Genomic DNA, 16,135 nt, shown 5'->3' on the forward strand with positions numbered 1-16,135 from the left:
TGCCTCTGCGGTTGCCAGGGCAGCCGTAGAGGCACATCTTCCGTCGCGATGAACGCTCGGCGAGCCCGCCATCTCGCTTAAAGGTTGCGGCTTCGCCGGGCCCCGCCGCTCGGCGAGCCTGCTATCTCGCCTACAGGGCCCGGATAATGTCTTCGACGCGCTCTTTGGCGTCGCCGAAGAGCATCTGGGTGTTCTCGCGGAAGAACAGCGGGTTCTGCACACCGGCGTAGCCCGCGGCCATCGAGCGCTTGAACACGATGACGTTCTCGGCCTCCCACACGTGCAGGACCGGCATACCCGCGATGGGGCTGGTCGGGTCCTCCGAGGCGGCCGGGTTGACGGTGTCGTTGGCGCCGATGACGAGCACGACCGAGGTGTCGGCGAAGTCGTCGTTGACCTCGTCCATCTCCAGGACGATGTCGTAGGGCACCTTCGCCTCGGCCAGCAGCACGTTCATGTGCCCGGGCAGACGTCCCGCGACCGGGTGGATGCCGAACCGCACCTCCACGCCCCGCTCGCGCAGCTTGCGCACGAGATCGGCGACGGGGTACTGCGCCTGCGCGACGGCCATGCCGTAGCCCGGCGTGATGATGACGCTCGACGCGTTCTTCAACAGCTCGGCGGTGTCCTCGGCGACGATCTCGCGGTGCTCGCCGTAGTCGGTGTCGTCACCGCCGCTGGCCTCGATCCCGAAGCCGCCCGCGATCACCGAGATGAAGGACCGGTTCATCGCCTTGCACATGATGTAGGACAGGTAGGCGCCCGAGGAGCCCACCAGCGCGCCGGTGACGATGAGCAGGTCGTTGCTCAGCAGGAAGCCCGCCGCCGCGGCAGCCCAGCCGGAGTAGCTGTTGAGCATCGACACCACGACGGGCATGTCGCCGCCGCCGATCGAGGCGACCAGATGCCAGCCCAGCGCGAGCGAGATCAGGGTGACGATGATCATCAGCCAGATGTTCGGGGACGCCACGAACCAGATCGTCAGCGCCACGAAGGCGACCAGCGCGCCGATGTTGAGGTAGTTCTTGCCCGGCAGCATCAGCGGGGCGGACTTGATCCGCGCCGACAGCTTGAGGAAGGCGACGATCGAGCCGGTGAACGTCACGCCACCGATGAAGATGCCGATGAACACCTCGGCGCTGTGGATCCGCTCCAGCGACTCCAGGGCGTAGACCGGGTGCTGCAGGTAGCCGTTCCAGCCGACCAGCACGGCGGCCAGGCCGACGAAGCTGTGCAGCAGCGCGATGAGCTCGGGCATCCCGGTCATCTCGACCTTCGACGCCCGTATCAGGCCGATCGTCGCGCCGATCGCCATCGCCACCAGCAGCAACACGATGCCGAGGGTGTCGGAGACGTCGACCACCAGGATGAAGGTCGCGAGCAGCGCGATCGCCATGCCGGCGATGCCATAGGTCACGCCCTGGCGGGCGGACTCGTGCTTGGACAGCCCTGCCAGGGACAGGATGAACAGCAGGGCAGCAACGATGTAAGCGGCAGTAGCCACGCTAAAAGCAGTCATGTCGACCAATCAGTCCTTCGGGCTCTGCTCACTTGGAGAACATGCCGAGCATGCGTCGGGTCACGGCGAAGCCGCCGAAGACGTTGATACTGGCCACGAGCACGGCCACGAAGGCCAGCACCCGGATCACGACATCGTCGGTCGCGAGCTGGAGCATCGCACCGACCACGATGATGCCGCTGATCGCATTCGTGACACTCATCAGCGGCGTGTGCAGCGCGTGGTGCACCTTGCCGATCACGTAGTAGCCGATGACGATCGCCAGCGTCAGCACGGTGAAGTGCTGCGGCAATGGCGCCGGAGCGAAGGCGTTCACCAGGAACAGCACCGCGACACCGGCAGCCACCAGGGCGTACTTGCCCCGCTGGGTCAGCGCGGGCTTCTCCTCGGCGGCAGGGGCCGGAGCCGCGGCGGCGGCCGCGGGGGCCGGGGCTGCGGAGACCTGCACCGGCGGCGGAGGCCACAGCTTCTCCCGGTTGCGCGCGACGGTGATGGCGCGCTGCACCACATCGTCGAAGTCCAGCACCAGCTGGCCGTCCTTCTCCGGTGTCAGCAGCTTGAGCAGGTTGACGAGGTTCGTGCCGTAGAGCTGCGAGGCCTGCGTGGGCAGACGGCCGGCTAGGTCGGTGTAGCCGAGGATGATGACGCCGTTATCGGTGACCACGCGCTCGCCGGGCACCGATCCCTCGACATTGCCGCCCTGTGCGGCAGCCATGTCCACGATCACGCTGCCGGGCTTCATGGTGGCCACATCGGCCGCCGTGATCAGCCGGGGCGCCGCGCGGCCGGGGATGAGGGCCGTGGTGATGACGATGTCGACATCGGCCGCCTGCTCCGAATAGATCTCCGCGGCACGGCGGTCATAGGCCTCACTCGTGGCCTTCGCGTACCCATCGGAGGACACTTCCTTGTCCTCATCGGGCACGACGACCTCGAGGTACTCGCCGCCGATGGACTTGACCTGATCGGCGACCTCGGGGCGCGGGTCGGTGGCGCGCACGATCGCACCGAGACTCGATGCAGCGCCGATCGCGGCCAGACCCGCCACTCCGGCACCGGCCACCAGGACCTTGGCGGGCGGCACCTTGCCCGCGGCGGTCACCTGGCCGGTGAAGAAACGACCGAACTCGTTGGCCGCCTCGACCACCGCGCGATAACCGGCGATATTCGCCATCGAGGACAGCACGTCCATCGACTGCGCCCGCGAGATCCGCGGCACCGCGTCCATCGCCAGCGCGGTGATGGGCCGCGCCGCGAGCTGATCGACCAGGTCGGGGTTCAGCGCCGGGCTCATCAGGCTCACGACCGTGGCGCCCTCGCGCAGACGGTCCAGCTCGGCCTCGGCGGGAGCGTTCACCTTCAACACCACATCGGCCGACCAGGCATCCTCGCCCGTTCCGACCGAGGCACCTGCCTCGACGAAGGCAGCATCGGGGAAGCTCGCGAGCTCACCGGCCCCCGCCTCGACCACGACCTCGTAGCCGAGCTTGATCAATTGCGACGCAGTCGACGGAGTCGCCGCGACACGCGTCTCTCCAGGCACCGACTCGGTGACGATTCCGATCTTCACCTCGCGAACACTAGCGACGAAACGCGATTGTGACCACCGGCTGAGACACGTGTCTCACCATGTGGGGGGTATCGGCCCGATAGGAGAGGGAATGTGACATCGCCAGTGGCACATTTCACATACCAACGGTATCTTAAGCCCATGGCCACGCTCAGTCCCTCCGCCTTCAGCGGAAAAGTCGCCCTCATCACCGGCGCCGCCCGCGGCATCGGCGCTCACACCGCTCGCGAGTTCGTCGCCTACGGCGGCAAGGTCGCGCTCCTCGGCCTCGAGCCGGACCTCCTCGCTCAGCTGGCCGAGGAGCTCGGTGACGACGCGGCCTGGTGGGAGGCCGACGTCCGCGACGGCGAAGCCATCGCTCAGGCCGTCGACAGCGCCGCCGAGCACTTCGGACGGCTCGACTATGTCCTGGCCAATGCCGGTATCGCGTCCTACGGCACCGTGCGCCAGATCGACGACTCAGCCTTCGAGCGGGTCATCGACATCAACATCAACGGCGTGTTCCGGACCGCCAAGCACGCGATCCCCCATCTGCAACGCACGCGCGGGTATCTGCTGGTCGTCTCCTCGCTCGCCGCCTTCTCCAATATCGCCGGCCTGGCGCCGTACGCCGCCAGCAAGGCCGGATGCGAATCCCTCGCCGTCGCGATGCGCCAGGAGGTGGCCCACCTCGGCATCACGGTCGGCATCTGCCACCCCTCGTGGATCGACACCGATATCGTGCGCGGGGCCGAGAACGATCTGCCCACGTTCAAGGCGATCCGCAGCAAGCTGCCCTACCCGGCGAACTCGACCACGAGCGTCGAGGAATGTGTCGAGCACATCCTGACCGGCTTCGCGAAGCGCAAGGCCCGCGTCTACGTGCCCAAGGGGGTCTTGATCGCCAACTGGTCCAAGGCCTTCGTCAACTCGCCGGCGACCTGGCCCTATGTCCGTCGCCTGACCCGCAAGACGGTCCCGCAGCTCGAGGCCGAGGTCGACGCGCTCGGCCGCTACCACCACAGCCACGTGCCCATGACCGACCGGCACAGCTGACACGGCCCGGTTCAGGTCACCAGTCGGCGGCGTCGGGGTCCTGCACGGAGGCGGCGAGGGCCGTCATGTGCCCGAGCCGCGCGATCTCCGAGGGCAGGAACTCGGGTCCTCCTCGTCGTCCGACCACGAGAGCGAACCGCTGTCCGCGGCGCAGGCGCCCGGGAGCACCGGCCAGCACCATCGACTCCCAGGCCTCGACATCGTCGAGGGCTCGGGAGGAGTCCAGCTCGAGCCACTGCTCCGCCTCGTCGATGAGATGCGGAGCCGCACCCGTGCCGTAGGCCACCTGAACGGCACCGCGCCGGCGCACGATCGCCATCGCCCAGTCCGTGCGGAAGGTATCGGGCACGACATCGACCAGCCGCTCGATGGCCTTCGCCGGCTCGGCGGTGAACGACTCCACCGCCTCGAGATCCATCCGCAGGTTCGCACCGGCGGCATAGCGTGAGATCCAGTGCACCCGCACACCGTCCAGCGCATGGCAGGCCGTGATGAGGGCATCGGGCATGACGCTCGGCGGCAGCTCGAGGAGCACGTCGTCGACCGCGAAGCCATCGGACCGGTGCTCGACGATCTCGATGGCCTCGATGTCGGCGCCGGCACTACCGAGTGCCGTCGCCAACGCGCCCAGCGAGCCGGGAACGTCCGGCAACTCGACGCGCAGATGGAATGCCATGGCACCCATTGTGTCGAATCCACGTTTCCCGCACGTGAACCGCCACGATACGGACGAACCCGTAGCACTACGGATAGACCGGATCCGGCTGCCGGAGAGAAGCTGACCCGATCGACCCCTTCGACCGAGGAGAACATCGTGAAAGCACTCTCCATCACCCTGCGCGGCATCGCCGTCGCCGGCCTCGTGGGCTCCGGCCTGGTGCTGACCGCGCCCGCCGCCAGCGCCCAGAACTGCAGCAATGTCCCCGGATATGCCAAACGCGTCTCCAGCGGCATCACCGAGTACTACGAGGACGGGCGATGCGGCGTCGACCTGAACCGCCAGGTCACCCCGCCGGCACCGCGGCCCCAGACACCGGCCCCTCCTGCCACTGGCTGCCGGCAGTACCCCGACGGCGAGCTCTGCGGCGCCGGCATCGGCGGTCCGCGTCCGCCCATGTCGCACGACACCTGGCGCCGGCTCTACGGCAGTCCACCGCCGGTCACCTCGGTGCGTGTCGGCGCCCCGGTGAGCATCGGCGGCGGGGGCGGGGGCGGAAGCGTCGGGACGGTCACGGTCGGCCCGATCAGTAACCCCGACAAGGTCAAGAAGTCCGACTCGACCAAGTAGGAGAGTGATCCACCAGGAGCGGGCCGAGGATCGTCTTGGCCCGCTCCCGTACGCTCGGCGCCGTGAACCCCCGGATCGTGCGTCCTCTCTTCCGTGCCGTCGCCATCGCCGAGGCGCTCTCGTGGACCGGTCTGCTGATCGGCATGTACATCAAGTACATCGCCGACACCTCCGAGGTCGGGGTCCAGGTCTTCGGCCCCATCCACGGCGGGCTGTTCATGCTCTATGTCGCGGTCACCCTGCTCGCCTGGCGCGTGTTCCGGTGGTCGATCCCCACGCTCCTGTGGGGCCTGTTCGCCTCCATCCCACCCCTGGCGACGATCGTCTTCGATATCTGGGCCGAGCGCAGCGGCCGCCTCGACGCCCCCGAACGGGACACCGCGCCCGCCCGCTGACCGGGACCCTCACCGCTGCTCGGTCGCGATCTCGACCGCCCGAGCAGTGGCGCCGCCGCGCCGCCGCGCCGATACTGAACCCATGCGAGCGATCTGGAAGGGCGCCATCAGCTTCGGGCTCGTCAACGTGCCGGTGAAGCTGTACTCCGCCACGAGCAGCCACGATCTCTCCCTGCACCAGGTGCACGACGAGGACGGAGGCCGCATCCGCTACGAACGCCGGTGCGAGGTGTGCCGGCAGGTCGTCGCCTATAAGAACATCGACAAGGCCTATGACGACGGCACGCAGACCGTCGTGCTGACCAAGGACGACATCTCCTCGCTGCCGGCCGAGAAGAGCCGCGAGATCGACGTGGTGGAGTTCGTTCCCGCCGACCAGATCGATCCGCTACGGCTCGACTCCTCCTACTACCTCGAACCCGAGGAACGCGCGCTCAAGCCCTATGCCCTGCTGCGCCGGACGCTCGAGGAGACCGACCGCGCCGCGATCGTGCACTTCGCCCTGCGCCAGCGCACCCGCCTCGGCGTGCTCCGAGTCCGCGACAACGCCCTCGTCCTGCAGACGATGCTGTGGGACGACGAGGTACGACAGCCGGACTTCGACGTCCTCTCCGGCGAGACGAAGGTGACCGCCAAGGAGCTGAAGATGGCCGAGCAGCTCGTCGACTCCCTCGCCGGGGACCTGGACACCGCCGACTTCACCGACGACTACCAGGAGCAGCTGCGCGCCCTCGTCGACGCCAAGCTCGAGCAGGGCGACACGCTCGACACCGAGAAGACCTTCGGCGTCAGCGAGGAGGACTCCGAGGACGGCGGTGAGGTGGTCGACCTCATGGAGGCGCTCAAGCGCAGCGTCGATGCCCGCAAGAAGAAGACCGGCGGAGCGAAGAAGACCGCCAAGTCGTCGAGCTCGAAGCGCAAGTCCAGCTGACCACGAGGCCTCAGGCCGTGGGGGCCCCGCCGACCGAGCTGCCGCGATGGCGCACGATGGCCTCGGCCACGTCGCGCAGCTTGCGGTTGCCGTCCTGGGAGTAGCGCCGCAGGACGTCGAAGGCCCGGTCGGAGTCGAGATCGAACCGCTCCATGAGGATGCCCTGCGCCTGGCCGATGAGCTTGCGCGCGTCGATCGCCGACATGAGCCCGTCCTCGCTGTGCGATGCGGCCAGGGCCACCGAGGCGTGCCGGCCGAGGATCTCGGCCACCGCGAGATCCTCGGGGGTGAAGGCGTCCGGGTCGTCGGCGTAGATGTTCAGCGATCCGTAGCGGCGTTGGCGGGTCTCCAGGCGGACGCTGATCGCGCTACGGATCCCGAGCTTCTCGACGGCGCGTCCCCAGGTCGGCCACCGCTCGTCCTGCGCGACATCGTTCGAGAGATAGCTGCCGACCCCCTCGAGGGCGTCGAGACACGGTCCTTCGTCGTGGGTGCGCTGCAGCTCGTGCGACTCCTCCACCCGCGGCGAGGTCGAGGCCGCGGTCTCGATGCGCTGCCGTGCGTGGACGAGCATGATCCCCGAGTCACTGCCGCCGATCGCCGACTGCGCGAACTTGGTGATCAGATCAACGGTCTGCTCCGTGGACGGCTGGTCGTACAGCTCCAATGCCATCTCGGAGAAGAACTCCGACGTGCCCATGGCCATCCTCTCGACCTATCGTGAGGCTTCAGCGTAGATCACGCGAGGTCCGCGAGAGGAGGCAATGGCGATGAGCAGTGCTCAGACGGTGACCATCGACGGACGGCTGCTGCGTCTCACCCATCCCGACAAAGTGCTGTATCCGGCGACCGGCACCACGAAGGCCGAGGTGATCGACTACCTCGTGCAGGTCGCCCCGGTGATGCTGCCGCACCTCTCGGGACGTCCGGTGACCCGCAAACGCTGGGTGAACGGCGTCGGCACCTCGGACGCGCCCGGCGATGTCTTCTTCGAGAAGAACCTCCCCGATTCGGCACCATCCTGGATCCGCCGGGTCACCGTGCAGCACCGCTCGCACCGCAATGTCTATCCGGTGTTCGCGAGCGTGGCCGATCTCGCCTGGGCCGGCCAGGTCGCCGCGCTGGAGCTGCACGTCCCGCAGTGGCGCGTCGACGATCTCGGCGAGTCGCTCCGTCCCGATCGACTCGTCCTCGACCTCGATCCGGGCCCCGGCGCCGGGCTGGCCGAGGCCGTCGAGGTCGCCCACGCTGCCCGCGAGCTGCTCGCGGATGTCGGCCTCGAGGCGGTCCCGGTGACCTCGGGCAGCAAGGGCCTCCACCTATACTGCTCGGTCGACGGGAGCCGCGATGCGGAGTATCTGAGCTCCTTCGCCAAGCAGCTCGCGGTCGCCCTGGAGGAGGCGCACCCCGATCTCGTGGTGAGCTCGATGGCCAAGGCCAAGCGGGGCGGCAAGGTCCTCGTCGACTGGAGCCAGAACAACGGCAACAAGACCACGATCTGCCCGTACTCGCTGCGCGGTCGCGAACATCCCACGGTCGCGGTGCCCCGGTCCTGGGACGAGTTGGACGGTGACCTCCGCCAGCTCGAGTACGGCGAGGTCCTCGAGCGGCTCCGCGACAGCGGCGACCCGATGGCCGGGTTGGCCCCGCAGACCCCCGACCGACTCGACACATATCGCTCCATGCGCGACGCCTCCGCCACCCCCGAGCCGGTCCCGAGCGAACGGCCGCGTCCCCACGAGAGCGATGAGCTGCGCTTCGTGATCCAGGAGCACGCGGCCCGACGCCGGCACTGGGACTTCCGGCTGGAGCGAGACGGCGTGCTGGTCTCGTGGGCGCTGCCCAAGGGAGTGCCCGACGATCCGTCGCGCAACCATCTCGCCGTCCCGACCGAGGACCACCCGCTGGAGTACGCGAGCTTCCACGGCGACATCCCGAAGGGCCAGTACGGCGCCGGGCATGTGGACATCTGGGACAGCGGCACCTACACGGCGAGCAAGTGGCGCGACGACGAGGTCATCGCCACCCTGCATGGGAGCGACAACGGCGGTCTCGGTGGCGTCGCCCGCACCTTCGCCCTCATCCGCACCGGTGAGAACTGGCTCATCCACCTGATGAAAGACCAATGCTCCGACCCGCCCGCCGATATCGGCTTCGTGCGGCCCATGCTCGCGACGCTGGCCGACGCTCGCGATGTCCGCGAGGGCAGGTGGGCGTTCGAGATGAAGTGGGACGGGGTCCGGGCGGTGATCGCGGTCGACGAGGAGCGGGCCAGGATCTTCAGCCGTGCTGGCCGCGATGTCACCGCCAGCTATCCCGAGGTCGCCGAGGCGGCCCGGGAGAGCATCGCCCCCGGCACGGTGATCGACGGGGAGATCGTCGCCCTCGACGCGCAGGCGATCCCGAGCTTCGGCCTTCTGCAGCGCCGGATGGGGGTGGAGAAGGCGCGCGAGGTGCAGGCTCTGATCGACGAGGTGCCCGTCACCTATCTCGCCTTCGACCTCCTGGTGGGTGACGGGCGATCGCTGCAGGACTCCACCTACGATGAGCGCCGCCGCGCGCTGCGCGATCTCGATCTCGGCGCCGAGATCCTCGTCACCCCCGAGGCGTTCACTGGGTCCCTGGAGGATGCGATCGCCGCCAGCCGGCGCTCGAAGCTCGAGGGGGTCGTGGCCAAGCGTCGCGACAGCCGGTACGTGGCCGGGGAACGCTCACCCGCCTGGCTGAAGATCAAGCACCAGCATGCCCAGTCGGTCGTCGTCGGCGGCTGGCGCCCCGGTGCGCCGAAGGGCTTCGGCTCCCTGCTCGTCGGCATTCCCGGGCCCGACGGGTTGCGTTATATCGGACGTGTCGGGACGGGATTCTCGGACCGACAGCGGGCCGAGTTGAGCGCGATCCTGCGGCGCGGAAGGCGTGTGACGCCGCCTTTCGTCGACGTGCCGGCGGACGTCGCGACGGATGCGATCTGGACTTCGCCTTCGGTTGTGGGTGAAGTCGTCTACGCTGGCTGGACCGGCTCAGGGATCCTCCGCCATGCAGTCTGGCGTGGAATACGGAAAGATCTAGGACCGGATGACGTCCACATCGAATCGAAGGAGTGAGCGATGGGAAAGCGCAAGAAGGCCAAGGCTCTGCGCGCGCAGGTCGAGGAGCTGGCAGGACATCTGCCTGATCGGGAGGAGTTCGCCGATCTCCGCGACCAGGTGGTGGATCGTCTCCCCGACAAGAAGGAGCTGGTCTCGCTGCGTGACCAGCTCATCGACCGCCTGCCCGATGATGTCAGCGATCGCCTGCCGGTCGAGACCAAGAAGAAGAAGCGCTTCAAGGCCGTCCGCCGCCTCGCGGTCGTCGGTCTGGTCGCCGCCGGGATCGGTGGTGTCGTCGCCTACCTGAAGGCCAAGGCCGACGACGCCCAGGTGCCGCCGTACACCCCGCCGCCGAGCCCCACGGATCCGCCCAAGCCCGCGGTCTGAGACTTCGCAGCTGACGACGGGCGAGGAAGGTGCCCCTGACATGACGAAGCGGCCCCCGAGCGTATCGGGGGCCGCATCGTCGAGGGAGAGCCTCAGTCCTTGAAGGCGTCCTTGACGTTCTCGCCGGCCTGCTTGAAGCTCGACTTCGTCTGGTCGCCCTTGCCCTCGGCCTCCTTGGACTTGTCGTCGGTGACCTTGCCGGTGGCCTCCTTCGCCTTGCCCTTGAGGTCCTCGGCCGCGTTCTTGATCTTGTCGTCCAGTCCCATGGGTACTCAGTCCTTTCGATGGGGGCCTGATGTCTCCAGTGAACCGCGCACACCGCCGACGCGCATCTTGAACAGCACCCCACGGCCGTGATATGTGCCATGTCGAGAACCCGACTGCGGTACATGAGCAACCTCATCGGAACGCGATGGGGTTGACGGTCTACCCCCACGGACGTGGTGAGGTTGACCAGCTACCGCTCGACCGCAGGTTCCTAGTGGTCCAGTTCGGAGCGGGTGGGCGGGTCGGCGCCGGGCCGGCTCACCGTGATCGCCGCGATCCGCAGCGCTCGCTCGGCGACCTCGTCGAGATCCCACGCGGCCGGCGATGCCGAGAGGGTGGCATCCACAAGCGCGGCCATCAGGCTGTCCCCCGCTCCCACCGTGTCGCTGACCTCCACCCGCGGCGCGGGATACTCCCGCACGCGGTCACCGAGGCCGAAGACCTCGACGCCCTCGCCTCCACGGGTCAGCACGACCGACTCCGGACCGAGCCCCGCCCAACGCTCCGCGACCTCCCGCGCCGGCTCGGCGGGATACAGCCAGGCGAGGTCCTCGTCGCTCACCTTGACCAGCGTGCTGCGCCGCACCCAGTCCTCGACGAGGGCGCGGCTCTCCTCGCGCGGCGGGATGAGGCTCGGACGGATGTTCGGGTCGTAGGTCACCACGATGTCGTCGCCGAGACCGTCGATGAGCTCACGGACACGCCCGGCTCCTGGCTCGCGCAATGCCGACAGCGAACCGATGTGGACCACCCGCGGTGCGTCGTCGATGCTCAGCGAGGCGATGTCCCACACGAGATCGAAGTCGTACTGGGCGCTGCCGTCCGCCGCCAGGGTCGCCCGCGCCGTCGCGGTGCGCGCGAGCGGATGCGCGTCGACCTCGACATCCGAATCCCCCAGCCACCCGCGGACACGCCGACCGCGGTCGTCATCGCCGAGGGCGGTCAGCAGCCGCACCGATCGCTCGAGCCGGCCGAGACCCAGCGCGACATTGGCCGGACTCCCGCCCGGGTACTCGTCGTCCCCGCGTCCGGGACGCACGATGATGTCGACGAGAGCCTCACCGATGACCATGACCTCTGCACCCACGGCGCCATCCTCCCACTGCCCCGGCCCGCCGAGCGGTCAGCCCAGGGCGCGATCGAGATTGAGTGCGGCGCTGATGAGCGCCAGGTGGGTGAACGCCTGCGGGAAGTTGCCGAGCTGATCGCCCGTCGCCCCGACCTGCTCGGCATACAGCCCGAGGTGGTTGGCATAGGTGAACATCTTCTCCAGCGCGATCTCGGCCTCCTCCAGACGGCCCGCCCGGGTCAGCGCCTCGACGTACCAGAAGGAGCACAGGCTGAACGTGCCCTCCTCACCGTCGAGTCCGTCCGGGGCGTGGTCGATGTCGTAGCGGAAGACGAGACTGTCGGCCACGAGCCGCTCCTCGATCGCGGCGAGCGTGGACAGGAAGCGGGGATCGACCGGGGAGGTGAACTTGACCATCGGCATCAGCAGCACCCCGGCGTCCAGAGCCGAGCCGCCCTCGGACTGTACGAAGGCCTGCAGCTTCTCGTTCCAGCAGTTCTCCATGATCGCCGCGTGGATCTCGTCACGGACACGCGACCACTCCTCCAGGTCGCCGGGCAGGCTGCGGAAGCGTGCCATCCGGATCATCCGCTCGACGGCGACCCAGCACATGAGCCGGGAGGTGGTGTGCTTGCGGCCCTCCTCGCGGATCTCCCACATGCCGGCGTCCTCGTCGTCCCAGTGCTCGAGCAGCCAGTCGAGCACGCGACGCAGGTCGGACCACGCATCCTGGCTGATGCCCGGGCCGTACTTGTTGTAGAGGTAGATCGAGTCGATGACCTCGCCGTAGATGTCCAACTGCAGCTGGTCGACCGCGGCATTGCCGACCCGGACGGGCTGGGAGTCCAGGTAGCCCCGCAGGTGATCCAGCGCATGCTCGTCGACCGGGGTGTCGCCGTCGATGTCGTAGAGCACCCGCAACGGACCGAGATCGTGGTCGGCGTGCTCCTCGTCGCCCAGTCGTTCGGAGAGCCACCGCACGAAGGCGCCGGCCTCGTCGGTGAACCCCAGGCGCAGCAGGCCGTACAAGGTGAACCCGGCGTCGCGAATCCACACATACCGGTAGTCCCAGTTGCGCCCGCCGCCGACCCGCTCGGGCAGGCTCGTGGTCGGCGCGGCCACCACCGCCCCACTCGGCTCGTGCGTCAGCAGCTTCAAGGTGATGGCGGAGCGATGGACCGTCTCGCGCCATCGGCCCTGGTAGCGCGAGGTCGCCAGCCACCCGCGCCAGAAGCGCGAGGTCTTCTCGAACAGTGCGTGGGTGTCCTCGTCGCCGCAGGGCTCGAGGACGTCGCCGTCCTCGAGCGCTTCGAGCACGAACAGGGCGGACTCGCCGCTGTCGAGCATGACATCGGCGCATACATCGGGGCCGTCGATCGTGAGCTCAGCCGTCGAGCTGAGACCCAGCCGCGTGCGCGGGCCGGTCAGGAGGACACCGCCGTCGACCCCCTCCAGGTGGGGATCCTCGCGGGCGTAGTCCGGTCTCACGGCCACCCGGGTCGAGATCCAGGCCCTCCCCCGCACGGCGGTGACGCGACGCACCAGCCGCTGTCGGTGGTCGTCATCGTGTGCGCCGGTGACCGGCATGAGGTCGTGGACCTCGACCACCCCCTCCTCGGTGAGGAATCGGGTAGCAAGGATCGCGGTGTCGGGGAAGTAGAACTGCTGCGTGCGGACCGCGCCGTCGACCGGGCGCAGGGCCCACGAGCCTCCCTTCTCGGGGTCGAGCAGAGAAGCGAAGACACTCGGCTGGTCGAAGCGGCTCGGACAGAACCACGAGACCGTGCCGTCGGTGCCCACGAGGGCCGCGGTGCGCAGGTCGCCGATGAGACCGTGATCGGCGATGGGCAGGAACTCCGGGCCTCCGTCCTCCTCAGCCATCGTCGCGTCCGACCCGCCACCCGATGGCGCCGGGCAGTTCCAGCGCGGCCTCCGGCCCCCACGACCCCTGGGCATAGGGCACCGGCTCGGGAGGGTCGTCCAAGACCGGTGTCACGACCTGCCACAGACGGTCGATCTCGTCCGAACGCGTGAACAGGGTCTGCTCGCCGCGCATGGCGTCGAGCAGCAGACGCTCGTAGGCCTCCAAGGGAGCGGACTCCGTCTCGGCCGGCACCTCGATCGCGACGGCCGAGCGCACCAGAGACATCTCCGGGCCCGGCCGCTTCGCCCAGATCTCCATCCCGATCTCGGGCTCGTCGCCGATCTCGAGGACGAGCTGATCCGGGCAGTCGATCTGATCGCCGAAGCGGCCGCCGGCCGGTGTGCGGAAGGTGAGGGTGATGGTGCGGCGGGTCGCGGCCAGCGCCTTGCCGGTGCGCAGATAGAAAGGCACACCGTCCCACCGGTCGTTGTCGACGAACACCTCCGCCGCCACGAAGGTCTCCACCTGCGACTGGGGATCGACATCGTCCTCGTCGCGGTAACCCTCGTACTGCCCGAAGACCACCCGCTCGGGGTCGAGCGGCTTCATCGCGGCGAAGACCTTGGCCTTCTCATTGCGCAGGCTCAGCGCGTCGAGGTGCACGGGAGGTTCCATGGCGACGAAGCCGAGCACCTGACTCAGGTGGGTCACGATCATGTCGCGGAAGGCGCCGATGCCCTCGTAGAACGAGCCACGGCCTTCGATGGTGAGCTCCTCGGGCACGTCGATCTGCACCGAGGCCACGTGTCCGCGATTCCAGGCCGGCTCGAGCAGACCGTTGGCGAAGCGCAAGGCCAGGATGTTCTGCACCGCCTCCTTGCCGAGGAAGTGGTCGATGCGGAAGACCTGGTCCTCGGCGACCACCTCCTTCAAGGCCGCGTCCAACTCGCGCGACGAGGGCAGGTCGCTGCCGAAGGGCTTCTCGACGATGAGCCGTGCCCCGTCCGCGATGCCGGTCTCCCCCAGCATCCGCACGATCCCGGTCATGGCCGAGGGAGGCACCGACAGGTAGACGAGCACGCGGGCGTCGCCGCCCAGCTCGTCGCGTGCATCGCCGACCGCAGCCGCGAGATCCTCACCGTCGTCGGCCGAGGTCACGAACGAGGCCCGGTCGGTCAGCCTCTCCGCCACGGCCGGATCGGTATCGCCGACGAAGCGGTCGAGCGCCCCCTCGATGACCGCACCGAAGTCCCCGCCCTCGGGCTCGTGCCGGCCGGTCCCGATGAGGCGGAAGTCCGGGGGCAGCAGACCGGCCGCGGCGAGCGCGTACAGGCCCGGATAGAGCTTGCGACTAGCGAGGTCGCCGTTGGCGCCGAACAGGACGATGACCTGCGGCTCGAGATGATCGGACGGGGTGGACTCCACGGATCGCTCCTCGCAGATGGACGGGGATTTCACGCTACGACCGTGGGCGTCCACCTGCACGATGAAGGCGACAGGGCCCCCAGATGCGCTCCGGCGGCACAGGGATTAGTGTGGACCGCTTACCCTTGAGCCGGTCATCAGAAATCAGGGAGCACCATGGGCAAGCGCGGCCGGCACATCATCCGCCCCAAGCGCAAACGACGGATCATCACCAGCGTGATCGTGGCCGTCGTGCTGCCCGTGCTCCTCGTGGGCGGTATCGCGCTCAAGCTCGCCGGCAATGTGAAGACGATCGATGTCGACACCACGGCGGCCTCCGAGCCCGATGGTCCGCTGAACATCCTCATCATCGGCTCGGACAGCCGCTCGGCCGGTGAGGGCAAGTACGGCGAGGACGACGGCAGCGGGCGCAGCGACTCGATGGTCCTCGCGCATCTCTCCGAGGACGACTCCCGGGTCGACGCCGTGCAGATCCCGCGCGATCTCACCACCGAGGTCCCCGCCTGCGAGGACGACGGCTTCGCCGGTGGCCTCAGCATGATCAACGCCACCTTCGAGTACGGTCCCGGCTGCGCCGTGAAAGCCGTACAGGAGGTGACCGGGGTTCCGGTTCACCACTTCGTCGTGCTCGACTTCGACGGTTTCGCCGGCATGGTCGATGCGATCGGCGGCATCGAGATGTGCTTGGAGGAGCCGGTGCGCGACGAGCTCTCGATGGTCGACCTGGACGCGGGCCGGCACGAGCTCGACGGCGAGCAGGCCCTCGCCTTGGCGCGCACCCGGCACGCCTTCGGCGACGGATCGGACATCGCCCGCCTCGAACATCAACAGCTGGTGATGTCCTCGATCGCGCAGAAGGCCACCAGCCAGGGCGTGCTGACCCGTCCCGATCGTCTCGTGCGGCTGCTCGACGCGGTCACCAAGTCGCTCACGGTGGACGACGAGCTGGGGAGTGTCGGCGACATGACCGGGCTCGCGCGCCGGCTCGCGCGGGTGCCGCTCTCGGGCATCACCTTCCAGGTCATGCCCTGGCAGCCCGCCAGCTTCGACGAGAACCGCGTCGAGATGACCGACGAGGCTCGCACGCTCTTCGCTGCGCTGCGCGACGATGTCCCTCCGGGCCAGGAGCCGGCGGCGGAGGAGACCACGGAGCCTGCCGATCCTGCGGCCCCCGAGCAGCCCGAACAGCCCGGTTCCTCCACTGGTCCGAGCGCCGGCGCCACCACCGCCGACACCTCCATCTGCGGCTGAGGCCAGCTCTCCCCGCCTCGTGGCGGTAGCTGGTCAACCCTTCGCGCC

Annotated in this window: 15 protein-coding genes; 7 read left to right on the forward strand and 8 right to left on the reverse strand. The window is 68.5% G+C overall.

What is annotated here, in order from left to right; genetic code table 11:
- Positions 1-130: 130 nt before the first annotated feature.
- Positions 131-1,519 carry a Re/Si-specific NAD(P)(+) transhydrogenase subunit beta gene (gene pntB, locus FNM00_RS07685; protein ID WP_143912847.1) on the reverse strand — a complete coding sequence of 463 codons (1,389 nt, stop codon included), beginning with the start codon at positions 1,517-1,519 and terminating at the stop codon, positions 131-133.
- Between the two features lie 28 nt (positions 1,520-1,547).
- Positions 1,548-3,089 carry a Re/Si-specific NAD(P)(+) transhydrogenase subunit alpha gene (locus tag FNM00_RS07690; protein ID WP_143912848.1) on the reverse strand — a complete coding sequence of 514 codons (1,542 nt, stop codon included), beginning with the start codon at positions 3,087-3,089 and terminating at the stop codon, positions 1,548-1,550.
- 141 nt (positions 3,090-3,230) lie between these two features.
- On the opposite strand from FNM00_RS07690, the gene FNM00_RS07695 reads away from it, so the two are divergent.
- Positions 3,231-4,124: an SDR family oxidoreductase gene (locus FNM00_RS07695; RefSeq protein ID WP_143912849.1), complete on the forward strand. Its 894-nt coding sequence runs from the start codon at positions 3,231-3,233 to the stop codon at positions 4,122-4,124.
- A gap of 16 nt (positions 4,125-4,140) precedes the next feature.
- On the opposite strand, the gene FNM00_RS07700 is transcribed toward FNM00_RS07695, so the two are convergent.
- Complete coding sequence (locus FNM00_RS07700; RefSeq protein WP_143912850.1) at positions 4,141-4,800, reverse strand: ACT domain-containing protein; 660 nt, start codon at positions 4,798-4,800, stop codon at positions 4,141-4,143.
- A gap of 138 nt (positions 4,801-4,938) precedes the next feature.
- Here FNM00_RS07700 and FNM00_RS07705 point away from each other — a divergent pair, with 138 nt between their 5' ends.
- The 3 genes from FNM00_RS07705 to ku all read left to right on the forward strand — a co-directional run bounded on the left by FNM00_RS07705 (position 4,939) and on the right by ku (position 6,738).
- Positions 4,939-5,412 carry a hypothetical protein gene (locus FNM00_RS07705; RefSeq protein WP_143912851.1) on the forward strand — a complete coding sequence of 158 codons (474 nt, stop codon included), beginning with the start codon at positions 4,939-4,941 and terminating at the stop codon, positions 5,410-5,412.
- Positions 5,413-5,474: 62 nt separating this feature from the next.
- A complete protein-coding gene (locus tag FNM00_RS07710; protein WP_246065113.1) occupies positions 5,475-5,807 on the forward strand; it encodes a DUF3817 domain-containing protein in 333 nt (110 codons plus the stop codon).
- 82 nt (positions 5,808-5,889) lie between these two features.
- Positions 5,890-6,738 (forward strand): non-homologous end joining protein Ku, encoded by an 849-nt coding sequence (ku, locus tag FNM00_RS07715; protein ID WP_143912853.1) that lies wholly within the window; start codon positions 5,890-5,892, stop codon positions 6,736-6,738.
- A 10-nt stretch (positions 6,739-6,748) separates the two neighbouring features.
- On the opposite strand, the gene FNM00_RS07720 is transcribed toward ku, so the two are convergent.
- Positions 6,749-7,438: a GAF and ANTAR domain-containing protein gene (locus FNM00_RS07720; protein ID WP_185973044.1), complete on the reverse strand. Its 690-nt coding sequence runs from the start codon at positions 7,436-7,438 to the stop codon at positions 6,749-6,751.
- Positions 7,439-7,508: 70 nt separating this feature from the next.
- Between FNM00_RS07720 and FNM00_RS07725 the strand changes: the two genes are divergently transcribed.
- Positions 7,509-9,839 (forward strand): ATP-dependent DNA ligase, encoded by a 2,331-nt coding sequence (locus FNM00_RS07725; protein WP_246065114.1) that lies wholly within the window; start codon positions 7,509-7,511, stop codon positions 9,837-9,839.
- A gap of 3 nt (positions 9,840-9,842) precedes the next feature.
- Positions 9,843-10,211, forward strand: a complete 369-nt coding sequence (locus tag FNM00_RS07730; protein WP_143912856.1) for a hypothetical protein — start codon at positions 9,843-9,845, stop codon at positions 10,209-10,211.
- A gap of 92 nt (positions 10,212-10,303) precedes the next feature.
- Here the strand turns inward: FNM00_RS07730 and FNM00_RS07735 are convergent, their stop codons facing one another.
- The 4 genes from FNM00_RS07735 to zwf form a co-directional block, all read right to left on the reverse strand.
- Entirely contained in the window at positions 10,304-10,477 is a 174-nt protein-coding gene (locus tag FNM00_RS07735) for a CsbD family protein (protein ID WP_143912857.1), read from the reverse strand.
- 212 nt (positions 10,478-10,689) lie between these two features.
- Entirely contained in the window at positions 10,690-11,565 is an 876-nt protein-coding gene (locus tag FNM00_RS07740) for a carbohydrate kinase family protein (protein WP_221933639.1), read from the reverse strand.
- A gap of 36 nt (positions 11,566-11,601) precedes the next feature.
- Positions 11,602-13,428 carry a glycoside hydrolase family 15 protein gene (locus tag FNM00_RS07745; RefSeq protein ID WP_143912858.1) on the reverse strand — a complete coding sequence of 609 codons (1,827 nt, stop codon included), beginning with the start codon at positions 13,426-13,428 and terminating at the stop codon, positions 11,602-11,604.
- Positions 13,421-14,836, reverse strand: coding sequence for a glucose-6-phosphate dehydrogenase (gene zwf, locus FNM00_RS07750; protein WP_143912905.1), 1,416 nt, complete (start codon positions 14,834-14,836; stop codon positions 13,421-13,423). The genes FNM00_RS07745 and zwf overlap by 8 nt, the downstream gene beginning before the upstream one ends.
- Positions 14,837-14,992: 156 nt before the next feature.
- Here zwf and FNM00_RS07755 point away from each other — a divergent pair, with 156 nt between their 5' ends.
- A complete protein-coding gene (locus FNM00_RS07755; protein ID WP_143912859.1) occupies positions 14,993-16,087 on the forward strand; it encodes an LCP family protein in 1,095 nt (364 codons plus the stop codon).
- Positions 16,088-16,135 lie beyond the last annotated feature (48 nt).

Origin of the sequence: Aeromicrobium piscarium, assembly GCF_007421815.1 — a bacterium.
In the GTDB taxonomy this organism is placed as follows: Bacteria; Actinomycetota; Actinomycetes; order Propionibacteriales; family Nocardioidaceae; genus Aeromicrobium; species Aeromicrobium piscarium.

Coding starts and splice junctions, on each gene's coding strand:
- FNM00_RS07720 (WP_185973044.1), bottom strand. CDS start 7,438: ATGGGCACGTCGGAGTTCTTCTCCGAGATGGCATTGGAGCTGTACGAC.
- FNM00_RS07695 (WP_143912849.1), top strand. CDS start 3,231: ATGGCCACGCTCAGTCCCTCCGCCTTCAGCGGAAAAGTCGCCCTCATC.
- ku (WP_143912853.1), top strand. CDS start 5,890: ATGCGAGCGATCTGGAAGGGCGCCATCAGCTTCGGGCTCGTCAACGTG.
- FNM00_RS07700 (WP_143912850.1), bottom strand. CDS start 4,800: ATGGCATTCCATCTGCGCGTCGAGTTGCCGGACGTTCCCGGCTCGCTG.
- FNM00_RS07725 (WP_246065114.1), top strand. CDS start 7,509: ATGAGCAGTGCTCAGACGGTGACCATCGACGGACGGCTGCTGCGTCTC.
- FNM00_RS07745 (WP_143912858.1), bottom strand. CDS start 13,428: ATGGCTGAGGAGGACGGAGGCCCGGAGTTCCTGCCCATCGCCGATCAC.
- pntB (WP_143912847.1), bottom strand. CDS start 1,519: ATGACTGCTTTTAGCGTGGCTACTGCCGCTTACATCGTTGCTGCCCTG.
- FNM00_RS07730 (WP_143912856.1), top strand. CDS start 9,843: ATGGGAAAGCGCAAGAAGGCCAAGGCTCTGCGCGCGCAGGTCGAGGAG.
- FNM00_RS07735 (WP_143912857.1), bottom strand. CDS start 10,477: ATGGGACTGGACGACAAGATCAAGAACGCGGCCGAGGACCTCAAGGGC.
- FNM00_RS07755 (WP_143912859.1), top strand. CDS start 14,993: ATGGGCAAGCGCGGCCGGCACATCATCCGCCCCAAGCGCAAACGACGG.